This is a genomic window from Clostridium gelidum, from assembly GCF_019977655.1.
In the GTDB taxonomy this organism is placed as follows: Bacteria; Bacillota; Clostridia; order Clostridiales; family Clostridiaceae; genus Clostridium; species Clostridium gelidum.
The window spans coordinates 4,978,325-4,991,516 of record NZ_AP024849.1 but is presented as its reverse complement, the minus strand read 5'-3'; the positions used below and the strand labels follow the sequence as shown (position 1 = coordinate 4,991,516).

General features: G+C 29.3%; 14 protein-coding genes. All 14 read left to right on the top strand.

Annotated elements, in window-relative coordinates; translation table 11 throughout:
- Window positions 1–223: 223 nt before the first annotated feature.
- The 14 genes from psyc5s11_RS23035 to era all read left to right on the top strand — a co-directional run bounded on the left by psyc5s11_RS23035 (window position 224) and on the right by era (window position 13,177).
- A complete protein-coding gene (locus tag psyc5s11_RS23035) occupies window positions 224–1,177 on the top strand; it encodes an L-lactate dehydrogenase (protein WP_224034800.1) in 954 nt (317 codons plus the stop codon).
- 296 nt (window positions 1,178–1,473) lie between these two features.
- Window positions 1,474–2,133, top strand: coding sequence for a tRNA (guanosine(46)-N7)-methyltransferase TrmB (gene trmB / locus psyc5s11_RS23030; protein WP_224034799.1), 660 nt, complete (start codon window positions 1,474–1,476; stop codon window positions 2,131–2,133).
- A gap of 169 nt (window positions 2,134–2,302) precedes the next feature.
- Window positions 2,303–3,247 carry a 50S ribosomal protein L11 methyltransferase gene (gene prmA, locus psyc5s11_RS23025; RefSeq protein ID WP_224034798.1) on the top strand — a complete coding sequence of 315 codons (945 nt, stop codon included), beginning with the start codon at window positions 2,303–2,305 and terminating at the stop codon, window positions 3,245–3,247.
- Between the two features lie 8 nt (window positions 3,248–3,255).
- The gene (locus psyc5s11_RS23020; RefSeq protein ID WP_224034797.1) at window positions 3,256–4,023 is read left to right on the top strand and encodes an RsmE family RNA methyltransferase; all 768 of its coding nucleotides are present in this window, start codon (window positions 3,256–3,258) and stop codon (window positions 4,021–4,023) included.
- A complete protein-coding gene (gene mtaB / locus psyc5s11_RS23015) occupies window positions 4,023–5,426 on the top strand; it encodes a tRNA (N(6)-L-threonylcarbamoyladenosine(37)-C(2))-methylthiotransferase MtaB (RefSeq protein ID WP_224034796.1) in 1,404 nt (467 codons plus the stop codon). The genes psyc5s11_RS23020 and mtaB overlap by 1 nt, the downstream gene beginning before the upstream one ends.
- 34 nt (window positions 5,427–5,460) lie before the next feature.
- Window positions 5,461–5,805, top strand: a complete 345-nt coding sequence (locus psyc5s11_RS23010) for a histidine triad nucleotide-binding protein (protein ID WP_224034795.1) — start codon at window positions 5,461–5,463, stop codon at window positions 5,803–5,805.
- Between the two features lie 144 nt (window positions 5,806–5,949).
- Window positions 5,950–6,126 (top strand): 30S ribosomal protein S21, encoded by a 177-nt coding sequence (rpsU, locus tag psyc5s11_RS23005; RefSeq protein ID WP_224034794.1) that lies wholly within the window; start codon window positions 5,950–5,952, stop codon window positions 6,124–6,126.
- A gap of 30 nt (window positions 6,127–6,156) precedes the next feature.
- On the top strand, window positions 6,157–6,606 hold the full coding sequence (locus tag psyc5s11_RS23000) for a GatB/YqeY domain-containing protein (RefSeq protein ID WP_224038253.1): 450 nt from the start codon (window positions 6,157–6,159) through the stop codon (window positions 6,604–6,606).
- A gap of 206 nt (window positions 6,607–6,812) precedes the next feature.
- Window positions 6,813–7,091, top strand: a complete 279-nt coding sequence (gene yqfC, locus psyc5s11_RS22995; protein WP_224034793.1) for a sporulation protein YqfC — start codon at window positions 6,813–6,815, stop codon at window positions 7,089–7,091.
- A 3-nt stretch (window positions 7,092–7,094) separates the two neighbouring features.
- Window positions 7,095–8,225, top strand: coding sequence for a sporulation protein YqfD (gene yqfD / locus psyc5s11_RS22990; RefSeq protein WP_224034792.1), 1,131 nt, complete (start codon window positions 7,095–7,097; stop codon window positions 8,223–8,225).
- An 87-nt stretch (window positions 8,226–8,312) separates the two neighbouring features.
- A complete protein-coding gene (locus psyc5s11_RS22985; RefSeq protein ID WP_224034791.1) occupies window positions 8,313–10,424 on the top strand; it encodes an HD family phosphohydrolase in 2,112 nt (703 codons plus the stop codon).
- Between the two features lie 8 nt (window positions 10,425–10,432).
- Window positions 10,433–10,942, top strand: a complete 510-nt coding sequence (gene ybeY, locus psyc5s11_RS22980; protein WP_224034790.1) for an rRNA maturation RNase YbeY — start codon at window positions 10,433–10,435, stop codon at window positions 10,940–10,942.
- A gap of 357 nt (window positions 10,943–11,299) precedes the next feature.
- A complete protein-coding gene (locus psyc5s11_RS22975; protein ID WP_224034789.1) occupies window positions 11,300–12,001 on the top strand; it encodes a diacylglycerol kinase in 702 nt (233 codons plus the stop codon).
- A gap of 285 nt (window positions 12,002–12,286) precedes the next feature.
- On the top strand, window positions 12,287–13,177 hold the full coding sequence (gene era / locus psyc5s11_RS22970) for a GTPase Era (RefSeq protein ID WP_224034788.1): 891 nt from the start codon (window positions 12,287–12,289) through the stop codon (window positions 13,175–13,177).
- Window positions 13,178–13,192 lie beyond the last annotated feature (15 nt).

Genomic DNA, 13,192 nt, shown 5'->3' with positions numbered 1-13,192 from the left:
CTTTTTTGCATAAAAAGTTAAGAAACATGAATGAGTATACTTAATTATTTTAGAGAAATAGTATATAATAAAATGATATATTGCCAGTAATTTATATATATATGAATGTGATAACTTTTGTGAGATTCATGAAGTGGTAGCAATAAGATTCGTCGTAAAGTGTAAAAAGATAACAATTAATAGTTAACTCTGAACTCATAACTAAATTAAAGGGGGCTTTAAAATGGGGATAAGAACTAGAAAAGTAGTGATAATAGGAGCTGGACATGTTGGATCTCATTGTGGATTTGCACTAGCAACTCAAGGTGTTTGCGATGAGATTATAATGGTAGATATAGATGAAGCGAAAGCTAATTCGCAAGCAGTTGATTTAAGTGATGCTGTAGCATATTTACCGCACCATGTTGAAACAAGACAGGGTTCACTTGAAGAATGTACAGATGCAGATATTGTTGTAATAAGCGCAGGACCATTACCAATGAAGGATCAAACTCGTTTGGATACATTAGAAGCAACAATAAAAATTGTTGATACAATAATTGATCCAATAGTTAAATCAGGATTTAAAGGTATAATTGTGTCTATTTCAAATCCGTGTGATGTTATAGCACATTATATTTGGAAGAGAACAGGTTTCCCTAAAAACAGAGTTATAGGAACCGGGACAGCTTTAGATTCATCTAGGCTTAGGAGAATATTAGCAAGTGAAATAGGTATAGATCAAAAATCTATACAAGGATATTCTATGGGAGAACATGGTGATTCTCAAATGGTTCCATGGTCTCATGTATCTATAGGAGGCAAGCCATTATTTGATTTAATTAAAGAAAAACCAGACACATATGGAAAATTAGATCTACCAGACATAGTTAAAAGAACAGCTTATGCAGGCTGGGTAGTGTTAAATGGAAAAGGATCTACTGAATTTGGAATAGGAACTGCATTAACAGAAGTAGTTAAAACAATATTCCATGATGAAAAGAGAATTTTACCATGCTCTGTTTTATTAGAAGGAGAATATGCACAAGAGAATGTGTTCGCAAGTGTGCCGGCTATATTAGGTAAAAATGGAGTAGAAGGAATAATTGAAATAAATTTAACACAACAAGAACAAAAAGAATTTGACAATACTTGTGGGATATTAAAAGATTATATAGAGAAAGCAAAAGCACTTTAAATTCACCAATTTAATGCAGGTATTGTAGAATAATCAAAGTATTTTACAATACCTGTAAATTTTGCAGATAAAAATTGCAATATAAATTTTTATAGGTATAATTATTATGAATGCTAAGGCACATTCATAAAAATAACAAGTCAGCATGCTAGTCTATTTTTTGTCATACCACGTCGGTATGTTCACCTAATAGGCCTGCTATGAGGTGAATATATCTCCTTGTCTGACAAAAAATATACATCGCATCATTGGCTTGTTATTTTCTTTCATGTGCCTAAAAGATGGAGTGAATTAACATGAGAATGAGAAAAAAACCGTGGGCGAGACCTGAACTTGAAAGTTGCAACTTTTTTGTTATAAGTCCTAAAGAATATAAAGGTAAATGGAAAGAATTATTTGGAAATGATAAACCTATATATTTAGAACTTGGATGTGGAAAAGGAACCTTTATAGCAGTGCATGGCTCTGAAAATGCTAGTATTAATTATATTGCAATTGATATAAAAGATGAAGTTTTAGGATTAGCCAAGAGAAATATCGAAGAAGCATATAATGAAAAAAATAAATGTGTAGATAATATTAAGCTAATGGCTCAAGAAATAGGACTTATTAATGAAATCTTAAATGAAGAAGATTTAATAAGCAAAATATACATAAACTTTTGTAATCCGTGGCCTAAGGAAAAAAATAAAAAGAGAAGACTAACACATACAAGACAGTTGAATCAATATAAGATATTTCTAAAAGATAATGGGGAAATTTATTTTAAAACAGATGATGATGAATTATTTGAAGAATCACTACAATATTTTAAGGATGCTGCGTTTAAAATTAAATATATAACTTATGATCTTCATAATAGTGATTTTGAAGGTAATGTAGAAACAGAACATGAAAAGATGTTTACAAAGCTGGGAATAAAAACTAAATTCTTAATTGCGATTAATGCACATTAAAAGAAATAGCTAGTTGAATAATTTATATAGATAATTTATAATGCCGAGAATTTTAGAATTTTAGAATTTTAGAATTTTAGAATTTTAGAATTTGCTTAAAAAATCCGGGTTAGAGGGATTAATGGTTAACAAAAATATTATTGTATTATAAAATGAAGGGATGATAAACATGGATGGAATATGGATTGAAATTAGTGTAATAACAAAAAGTGAGGCTCTAGAGCCAATAACAGGAATATTTTATGGATTAAATTGCCCGAACATTGCAATTGAGGATCCAGATGATTTACTTTTAAGAGAACAAGGACCATTAACTTGGGATTTTGCAGATATAAACATTTTAGAACATAAAGGAAATGCAGCTGTAATTAAAGCTTATTTTTCTCAAGATGATAAGGTTGAAGAAATTGTTGAATATGTAAAAGAAAAACTTATAGAAATTAAAGAACTTGGATTTGATATTGGTGAAGGCATCGTAGAAGTTAAAAAAATGCATGAAGAAGATTGGGCAAATAATTGGAAGCAATATTATAAACCAGTTAAAATAACAGATAAAATTGTCATTAAACCAATTTGGGAAGAATATGAGAAGACTGCTGAAGAATTAATCATAGAATTAGACCCAGGTATGGCATTTGGAACTGGAACTCATGAAACTACTAGAATGTGTATTAAAGCCTTAGATAAGTATGTAAAGCCTAATACAACAGTGTTTGATATTGGGTGTGGATCAGGAATACTTTCAATAGCCGCTGCAAAACTTGGCGCTAAGCATGTAGTAGGAGTTGATTTAGATCCTGTTGCAGTTGACTCATCTAATCAAAATATAAGCTATAATGATTTAAATAATATTGAAGTGCTAGAAGGAAATCTTTTAGATGTAGTAGATGGAAAAGCTGATATAGTAGTTGCTAATATAATAGCAGAAATTATTTGCGTATTAACAGCTGATGTTAAGAAGGCTTTAAATGATGGCGGAATATTCATCACATCAGGGATAATTCATGATAGAGTAGATATGGTTAAAGAAAAATTTGAAGAATGTGGTTTTGAAGTTATAGAAATCAATAAAGATGGAGAATGGAACTGCATAGTAGCAAAATCTATCGGTTAGGAGTTTGTATGCATAAGTTTTTTACAGAGCCTTATAATATTACTGAAACGGAAGGTAAGATACTTGGAGATGATGTAAAACATATTTACAAAGTTTTAAGGTTATCAGAAGGGGAAGAAGTAGTATTAAATAATTGTGAAGGCACCGAATACTTAGGAGAAATAAAATATATAGCTAAAAATGAAGTTATAGTTAACATAATTAAGAAGCTAGATATAAATAATGAAAGTAAAGTCAAAGTACATCTTTTTCAAGGGTTACCTAAAGGGCAAAAGATGGATTTGATAGTACAAAAGGGAACTGAGCTTGGCGTGTTTGAATTTATTCCTACAATTACAGCTAGAGTTGATGTAAAGCTTAAGGGAGAATTCAAAAAGCTTGATAGATTAAATAGAATTGCATTAGAAGCATCAAAACAATCTAAAAGAAGTATTGTTCCATGTGTTAAAGAAGTTATTGACTTTAATGAAGCTTTAAAAGAACTAAAAGAAATGGATTTAGTTATAATCCCTTATGAAAATGCAGAAGATTTTGGTATTAAAAGTCTTGTAAATCATTTTAAGAAAGAAAACATAAATTTAGATAATATAAAGGATGTTGGGATTTTAATTGGACCTGAGGGTGGATTTGAAGAAGATGAAATTAATATTTTAAAAGAACAGGGCTCTTATATTGTAACCCTTGGAAATAGGATATTACGTACAGAAACAGCTGGATTTACAGCAACTGCTTTAATTCAGTATGAACTTGGAGATTTAGGAGGGACGCTACTGTAATGGGAGAAAACCAAATAAAAATAGTCAGATCAAATAACGATAATGGTACACTAAAAAAATTATCTAAGAAAGAGCCAAAGATAAATTCAGAAGGAAAAAATCTTGTAGCCTTTTCCACATTAGGATGTAGAGTAAATCATTATGAGACAGAAGCCATGGCGGAGAAGTTTATTAGAGAAGGCTATGAGGTTACAGATTTTGAAAACTTTGCGGATGTTTATGTTATAAATACATGTTCAGTAACGAACATGAGTGATAAAAAATCAAGACAAATAATAAGCAGAGCAAGAAGAACAAATGAAAATGCTATAATTGCAGCTGTTGGTTGTTATTCGCAAGTATCACCAGAAGAAGTGTCTAAAATAGAAGGTGTAGATGTTGTCCTTGGAACTAGGAATAAAGGCGATGTTGTTTATTATGTAAATAAAGCTCGCGATGAGCAAAAACCACAATTAATGGTTGGAGAAGTTCTTAAAAATAAACAATTTGAAGAATTAAACATAGAAGAATATCAAGATAAGACTAGAGCCTTTTTAAAGATACAAGATGGTTGCAATAGATTTTGTGCATATTGTTTAATACCATATACAAGAGGAACAACTTGTTCTAAAGATCCAGAAAAGGTATTAAATGAAATAAAGAAGTTAAGTGAACATGGATTTAAGGAGATAATATTATCTGGAATTCATACAGCTTCTTATGGTGTTGATTTAGATGGAAATATAACTTTAATAACTTTATTAGAAGAAATTGAGAAGATGGATGGTATAGAAAGAGTAAGAATAGGTTCTATTGAACCAATTTTCTTTACTGATGAAGTAATAGACAAGATGAAGAATATGAAAAAGCTATGTCCACAATTCCATTTATCACTTCAAAGTGGATGTGATGCTACTTTAAAAAGAATGAATAGAAGATATACTGCTAAAGAATATGAAGATGCAGTTAATAAAATAAGAAAAAATCTAAATGATGCTTCCATAACAACTGATGTCATTGTTGGTTTTCCAGGAGAAACTGATGAGGAATTTAATGAAACATATGAATATTTAAAGAAAATTAAGTTAACTAAAACTCATATATTCAAATTTAGTCCAAGAAAAGGTACTAAAGCAGCAGATATGACACATCAATTAGATGGTACTGTTAAGGATAAACGAAGTAAGACTTTAATTGAATTAAATGCAAAAAATGAGGGCGATTTTAGTGAATCTTTAGTTGGAAGAGAATTAGATGTTTTAGTTGAACAAGAAGTTCCTAAAAAGCCAGGAGTATTTGAAGGTTATACTAGAAATTATGTAAAAGTTGAAATAATTAATGGTAATGAAGATATGATAGGCAAAATAATTCCTTGCTCTATAAAAGAAGCAAATGGAGATTGTGTTGCTGGAAAAATTATATAAATTTTGATATAATTTAAATAAGGAGGTGAAATTTATGAGAGACTGTTTATTTTGTAAAATTGCAAAAGGAGAAATTCCGAGTGAAAAAGTATATGAAGATGATAAAGTATATGCTTTTTATGATATAAATCCGGAAGCACCTACTCATTTTTTAGTAATACCAAAAGAGCATATTGAAAGTGCTAATGATTTAAATGATAATAATATTGATATTGTTTCACATATATTTAAGGTTATCAATAAGCTAGTAGTAGAACTTAAGATAGCTGATGCAGGATATAGAATTATCAATAATTGTGGCGAAGACGGAGGTCAAACTGTAAAACATCTTCATTTTCATGTAATTGGAGGGCGAAGTTTAAAGTGGCCACCAGGTTAAAATAAAGCTATTATTTAGGGGAGAAATGGGGAACAATTTTTTTCTTGAATTATTGACATTATCTGTTTGATTATTGTATAATATAGCATGTGTTATTAAGCCCATAGCTGAGTTAATATTAGCTAGCGGAGGGAGGGATAGTAAATGTCAGAGGTTAAAATTGGAGAAAATGAAACAATTGAAAGTGCATTGAGAAGATTTAAGAAGAAATGTGCTACAGCTGGAATTATTTCTGAAGCTAAGAAGAGGGAACATTATGAAAAACCAAGCGTTAAGAAAAAGCATAAATCAGAAGCTGCTAGAAAGAGAAAAATTAAATAGTAATTATTCCTTTTGAAAGAAGGTAGAAATATGACAGCAATTAAAGATAGATTACAGGATGATTGGAAAACTGCTTTAAAAGCAAAAGATAGATTCACAACTAGTGTAATTAGTACAGCTAGAGCTGCAATATTATTAGTTGAAAAAACTGATAATAGGAAGCTTGAAGAGGATGAAGTTATTAGTATATTAGCTAAAGAAGTTAAGCAAAGAAGAGAATCTATGCTTGAATTTGAAAAAGGGAATAGACAAGATTTGGTAGACGAGTGTGAAGCTGAAATAAAGATTTTGTTAGAATATCTTCCTCAGCAGTTAGGTGAAGAAGAAATAAAACAAATAGTAAAAGAATCAGCTGAAGAAGTGGGTGCAAATAGCATTAAGGATATGGGAAAAGTTATGTCAGCTGTTAGACCTAAGGTATTAGGAAAAGCTGATGGTAAACTTGTAAGCCAGATTGTTAAAGAATATTTAAATAAATAAACAAAAGAACTCAAGATTTTCTTGAGTTCTTTTTTGATTGTGCCTTATTCCTATAAACCAATTAATAATACATAATGTGTAGTGTTAATTGATTTATAGGCATATCTATTTTGATTGAAAAAGATATGTTAAGCATAAAGATTTTATGTATTAATTTTATAATCCTATCATAAGTTAAAATGAAGAAGTTTATGTAGGAGGATAATATGGAAGAGAAATTTCAGAATGGAAAAGAAAAAGTACTTAATAAATTAGATTTTCCACGTGATATTTCACTGGATCTACCAAAGATTATAGTTGTAGGAAATAGAGAAATAACAATTGAAAATCATAAAGGCATTATATTTTTTGAAACTAATGTGGTTAAAATAAATTCTAGGATTGGCGCTATCATAATAGAAGGGAAAGGATTTGAGATACTTTTCATTGCAGAAACAAGCATTACCATAAGTGGAATTTTTAATGGTATTTCATATGAGAGGTAAAATATGATATTTAACAAGCTAAGTTTAGGACAAATAACCATAGAAGTTAGTGCTTTAATGCCAGAGAAAATATTAAATATACTTTGGAATAATGAAATTTATACTTGTAATATTATTAAAATTGATTTGATGACAATTAGAGTTAGTATATATTTTAAAGACTATAAAGAAGCTGAGATGTTAATTAAAAAGTATAAAGGAAAAGTTAGAATAGTTAAGAAAAGTGGTATAATAGTGTTACTTATGAAAATGAAAAGGAAAGTTTCTTTGGTTATTGGAGCCGTGATATTTTTTATAGTTATATATATATTATCTAATTATATATGGGCTATAGATATACAAACACAAAGAAATTTAAGTCCTTTTGAAATAAGGCAACAACTTTCATCAATTGGAATTAAGCCGGGTCTTAATAAGTCACAAATAGATGTATATGCAATAGAAAAAAAGATGGAAGATTTAAATAATCAAATAATGTGGATTAGAATTAGAGTAGAGGGATCAACTCTAAAGCTTGTTATAAAAGAAAAGGTAAATCCGCCAGCTACAGAAAAAAAATTATTTAATCAAGTTGTTGCTAAAATGGATGGTGAAGTAAAAAGGGTATATACGAGTTCTGGTAATCCAGCAGTAGTTCCTGGGGATATAGTGAAAACTGGCGATGATTTAATATTACCTATCCAAGGGAGAGAAGGTTTTGAACAAGAAGTAAAACCTAAAGGAACAGTTATAGCTAATACTTTTTATGAAAAATTTATGGAAGTTCAAATAAGTGGAGAAAAACTTGAAAGAACAGGAGAAAAAAATAATGATATTTACTTAAGCTTTTATGGAAAAAAATTTTACTTGAAAAAAGCTATAAATCAATTTCAATATTATGATAAAATAGAAGAAAAGGATGGAGTTATTAATAAAATAATATATTTTAAAAAAAAGGGAAAGACTGTAAATTTGGATAGAGAGAATACAATTAAGGAAGCTACTCAAAAATTACAGGAATCATTAAGAAAGACACTTAGTAATGATGCTAAAATTATGGACAGCAAAACTACAGTAGAAAATATTAAAGATGGAAAGATATTAGTTAAAGTTATATTTACAGTAGAACAAGATATTGCAAGGAACATATCATAACTCATATTAAAAAAATTGTCAATTAATGATTGGTGTAACCACTTTATTTTGCTCAATTACTTATTATAAGATGAAAAGGTGAATAACATGAATATAAAAAAAAATTATAAAAATAATAATAAGATTCAAAGAATTGTATTATTTATACTTGTATTTGCTATAGGTTATTTATTGCTTGTTACTGAGATAACTCCAAAACAATATAGTTTAAAAGAAGGAGATATACCTAGCGTAGATATAAAAGCTCCAAGAGACACTGTGGATGAAAAGGCAACTAAAGAAAAGGAAGAACAAGCCCTTGAAAAAGTAGGAAAACAATATACGTTAAAACCTGAAGTTAAAAAAGAGGCGAAAGAGAATATTGAAGCTTTATTTGAAGAGCTTAAAAATTTATATGTTACTGTCAATTCTAAAGTTGAAAAAAATGAAAGTGAGAAAATAACTGAACTAGAAAAATTAACAGAATTTCAGCTTACAGAAGCACAATGTAAGACTTTAATAAGTATTCCTAAGGACAATTTAGCAGATTTGGAAACTAAAACAATTAATATAATTAATAAAGTATATGAAAAAAATATAAATGAAAATGATGAAGTTGCCCTTCAAGGAGTACGAGGAGCGGCTATGTTAGAAATAGATGCTCTAAAGCTAGATGATGGAGTATCAAGCGTATTAAAGCCAATTATTCAGAAGCAAATAAATGCAAATGTTTTTTTTGATGGAGAAAAGACAAATGAAAAAATACAAGAAACTCAAAAAAATATATCTAAAGTAATAATAAAACAAAATCAGATTATAGTAAAAGAAGGGGAACCTGTAACGCAAGTTCAAATAGATATTTTATCAGATTTAGGAATGTTGGATGATAAAAATGAAACAGTAAATATATATGTCTATGTAGCACTTGCAGTATTTTTAGCACTAGTTCTAGTTCTTCAATATAGTTATATTAAACTAAATTATAAGGAAATATTTAAGAGTAATAAAAAATTGATTTTAATAAGCGTTATAAATTTAATTTCACTAATATTTGCTAGAACAATAGGAATTATATCACCATTTTTAATTCCATTTGCTTGCGCACCTATGATGCTTACATTATTATTAAATTATAAAATATCACTTGTACTTAGTACCTTAAACATAATAATTATAGGAGCATTAAATGGATTTGATGCTCAAGTTATGATGTTAGGCATGGTAAGCTCAATACTCGGAGCTACATTGCTTAAAAAGATGCAACAAAGAAATGAACTATTATATTCAACAATAGCTATTGCAATTGTAGGTGCAATACTAACATTGTCCACAGGACTATTAATATCAAGTAATGTTGGAGATGTACTAATAAAAGCTGGTATTACAGTTATAGGAGGACTTCTATCAGGGGTATTTGCACTGGGAATATTGCCATTTTTGGAAGGTATGTTTAATGAGGTTACAACTTTAAAATTATTAGAATTATCAAATCCTAATAATCCACTTTTAAAGAAATTATTAATGGAAGCACCAGGCACATATCATCATAGTATGCTTGTTGCAAATCTTGCTGAGATGGCGGCAGAAGAAGTTGGTGCTAATTCAGTAATTACTAGAATAGGGTGTTATTATCATGATATTGGAAAAATAGAAAGACCATACTTTTTTGGAGAGAATCAAATGGGGGGAGATAATCCTCATAATAATATAACTCCTAGTTTAAGCGCCATGATAATAAAATCTCATGTGAAGGATGGTCTTGAGTTAGCCCAAAAACATAACTTACCCAAGGTAATTCAAGATATCATAGAAGAACATCATGGAAATACTTTGGTTAAATATTTTTATTATACGATGAAAAATAGTGCTGAAGATCCAAACAAAATAAAAGAAGAGGATTATATGTATGAAGGGCCTATACCAAGTTCCAAGGAAGCTGGCATAGTAATGCTTTCAGATAGCGTTGAAGCTGCTGTAAGATCAATTAAAGAGCCGGATAAAGAGAAAATAAAGGAAATGGTTAATAGTATTATGGATGATAAGTTATCATCTGGTCAATTAAATAACTGCGATTTGACATTAAAGGATATAGAAAAAATTAGAACATGCTTTTTAACTACATTAAATGGTATATATCACCATAGAATAGAATATCCTAAAGAGAAAATTAAAGACTTAAATGGCGAAAATAAAGAGAATAAAATCAAAACTAAGGGGTAGTTAAAATAATGATTTATGTAGATAATAGACAAAGCAAATTAGAAGTAAATGATAGTTTAATAGAAAACCTATCAAAAGTAATAGAATTCGCATTAAAAGAAGAAGAAGTTGATATAAAATGTGAGGTTTCTTTGGTCTTTGTAGATAATGATGAAATTAAAGAAATTAATAATGATACTAGAGGAATAAATAAGGAAACGGATGTATTATCGTTTCCTATGTTAGAATACGAAAATAAAAAAGTATTTAAGGAAATTTATAAAAATTATAAATTCGCTCAATCTGATTTTGATGGTGATGAACTTGTACTTGGTGATATTGTGATTTCACTAGAAAAAGCATTAGAGCAAAGCAAGGAATTTAATCACTCCTATGAAAGGGAAGCTTCATATTTAGTAGTACACTCAGTATTACATCTTTTGGGGTATGATCATATGGAAGATGGAGAAAAAAGTGTTATGAGAAGTAGAGAAGAAGAAATACTAAATAAACTTAGCATAACTAGAGAAGGCATATAGCATAGATACCACCGTGAAAACTTGACTTATGTGGATATCCGCCGAAATAAGGGATACTCAGTTGTTCCGGTTGCTAGAGAATAAGGCTGTGGATTTCTATCATTAGAAGTTGCACAATTTAGGCTTGCTCCTTAGGCAAGCTAATGACAAGCCTAAATGGAACAACTTCTAATGAAGAAATACCTACAGCCCTATTCTCAATGCAACACTCCACAACAGAGTATCCTTTATTTCTAGAATTGTATATACGCCTAGGTGTAGTAAATGTTGAATATAATACCAAGTATATGTATAACTTATAAGTTATACATATATATAATTTCTTGAATCACTAAATAGAAAAGTAGGTGAAGGTAAATGAAGATTAAAAAAACTTTAGAAAGTTTTAATAATGCAATAACTGGGATTATTGATACTGTAAGAACCGAAAGAAATATGAAAATACATTTGATTGTAGCTTTAGGGGTTCTAATTATAAGTTTTTTCTTTGATATAACAAAATATGAATTTCTTATTTTGGCAATTACAATAACTATGGTAATAACGGCTGAACTAATAAATACAGCTATAGAGGCAACTATAGATATGACAACTAATTATTATCATCCATTGGCTAAAATAGCTAAAAATGCAGCAGCAGGTGGTGTGCTCATTGCAGCTATAAATGCATTGCTAGTTGGGTATATTATATTTTGGGATAAATTATCTAGCTTTTCATTTGATTTAATTAAAAAAGTTAAGAATTCAGAGCCATACACAATATTTATTGTACTCGTAATAGTTTGTATAGCAACAATAATAGCAAAAGCAATATTTGGAGAGGGTACTCCATTAAAGGGTGGAATGCCAAGCGGGCATAGTGCACTTGGTTTTTCTATTGCAACTGCAATATCGTTGATAACAGAAGAACCAATTTGCATACTACTTAGTTTCTTATTAGCATTTATAACTGCGCAAAGTAGAGTAGATTCAGAAGTTCATAGTATTCTTGAGGTAATAGTTGGAGCAATTTTTGGGATAGTATTAACTTTATCCATATTCACTTTGTTTAGGCTTTAAGAATTTTGCGGAGCAAAATTGATGAATAATGAATTATCAATGATGAATAATTAAAGGATATTTTGCAGAGCAAAATTTAAATATATAAGTTGCAATGAACCCTAAATTAAAAATCCCTTAATGGATTTTTTCCTAAATTATTCATCATTCGTTTTTAATCATTCATCAAAAATGCTCCGGACTTTTTATGCATTGTCAATTAACTTATAAATAGAGTATACTATTTATAAAGTATCAGAATGTTATTGAAGCTTCCTATATGAAGCTTATTTCGAGGAGGAAAAAATGTTTAAATCAGGATTTGTTACAATAGTTGGAAGACCAAATGTAGGGAAATCAACTTTATTAAATTACATAATGGGAGAAAAGTTATCAATAGTTTCAAATAAGCCACAAACAACAAGGAACAATATTCAAACAATATTAACAGGTGATGACTTTCAAATGGTGTTTGTTGATACACCAGGTATACATAAGCCTAAGCATAAATTAGGCGAGTTTATGGTAAATTCAGCAAAGGAATCAACTAAGGATGTTGATTTAGTGCTGTTTTTAACAAACCCAGATGAGGAAATAGGAAAAGGGGACAAATTTATATTAGAAACCTTAAGAGATAAAAAGTGCCCAGTATTTTTAGTGTTAAATAAAGTTGATGAAAGTACACAAGATAGAGTGGCAAAAAGCTTAGAAATGTACGCACAAGAATTTAGTTTCGCGGAAATAATACCTATATCTGCGATTAAGGGAAAAAATGTTGATGTATTAGTAGAGCTTATGAAAAAAAGAATGCCAGAAGGACCTAAATATTATCCAGATGATATGATAACAGATGTTCAAGAAAAATTTGTAGTATCTGAAATAATCAGAGAAAAAGCTTTAAGAACATTAAGAGATGAAGTACCTCACGGTATAGCAGTAGATATAATTCAAATGAAACAAAATGATATTGGTACATATCATATAGAAGTAGATTTGATATGCGAAAAAGATTCTCATAAAGGAATAATAATAGGTAAGAATGGGCAAACACTTAAAAAAATTGGGGAAACTGCTAGATACGAATTGGAAAAATTCTTAAGAGCTAAAGTTAATGTAAAGATATGGGTTAAGGTTAGAAAAGAGTGGAGAGATAATCAAAACTTATTAAGGGAATTAGGTTATAAGTCTAAGAAATAAAATTAATGAATGATG

Bases quoted from the DNA above. Each gene is read 5' to 3' on its own strand.
- psyc5s11_RS23035 (WP_224034800.1), top strand. From the start codon at position 224: ATGGGGATAAGAACTAGAAAAGTAGTGATAATAGGAGCTGGACATGTT.
- trmB (WP_224034799.1), top strand. From the start codon at position 1,474: ATGAGAATGAGAAAAAAACCGTGGGCGAGACCTGAACTTGAAAGTTGC.
- prmA (WP_224034798.1), top strand. From the start codon at position 2,303: ATGGATGGAATATGGATTGAAATTAGTGTAATAACAAAAAGTGAGGCT.
- psyc5s11_RS23020 (WP_224034797.1), top strand. From the start codon at position 3,256: ATGCATAAGTTTTTTACAGAGCCTTATAATATTACTGAAACGGAAGGT.
- mtaB (WP_224034796.1), top strand. From the start codon at position 4,023: ATGGGAGAAAACCAAATAAAAATAGTCAGATCAAATAACGATAATGGT.
- psyc5s11_RS23010 (WP_224034795.1), top strand. From the start codon at position 5,461: ATGAGAGACTGTTTATTTTGTAAAATTGCAAAAGGAGAAATTCCGAGT.
- rpsU (WP_224034794.1), top strand. From the start codon at position 5,950: ATGTCAGAGGTTAAAATTGGAGAAAATGAAACAATTGAAAGTGCATTG.
- psyc5s11_RS23000 (WP_224038253.1), top strand. From the start codon at position 6,157: ATGACAGCAATTAAAGATAGATTACAGGATGATTGGAAAACTGCTTTA.
- yqfC (WP_224034793.1), top strand. From the start codon at position 6,813: ATGGAAGAGAAATTTCAGAATGGAAAAGAAAAAGTACTTAATAAATTA.
- yqfD (WP_224034792.1), top strand. From the start codon at position 7,095: ATGATATTTAACAAGCTAAGTTTAGGACAAATAACCATAGAAGTTAGT.
- psyc5s11_RS22985 (WP_224034791.1), top strand. From the start codon at position 8,313: ATGAATATAAAAAAAAATTATAAAAATAATAATAAGATTCAAAGAATT.
- ybeY (WP_224034790.1), top strand. From the start codon at position 10,433: ATGATTTATGTAGATAATAGACAAAGCAAATTAGAAGTAAATGATAGT.
- psyc5s11_RS22975 (WP_224034789.1), top strand. From the start codon at position 11,300: ATGAAGATTAAAAAAACTTTAGAAAGTTTTAATAATGCAATAACTGGG.
- era (WP_224034788.1), top strand. From the start codon at position 12,287: ATGTTTAAATCAGGATTTGTTACAATAGTTGGAAGACCAAATGTAGGG.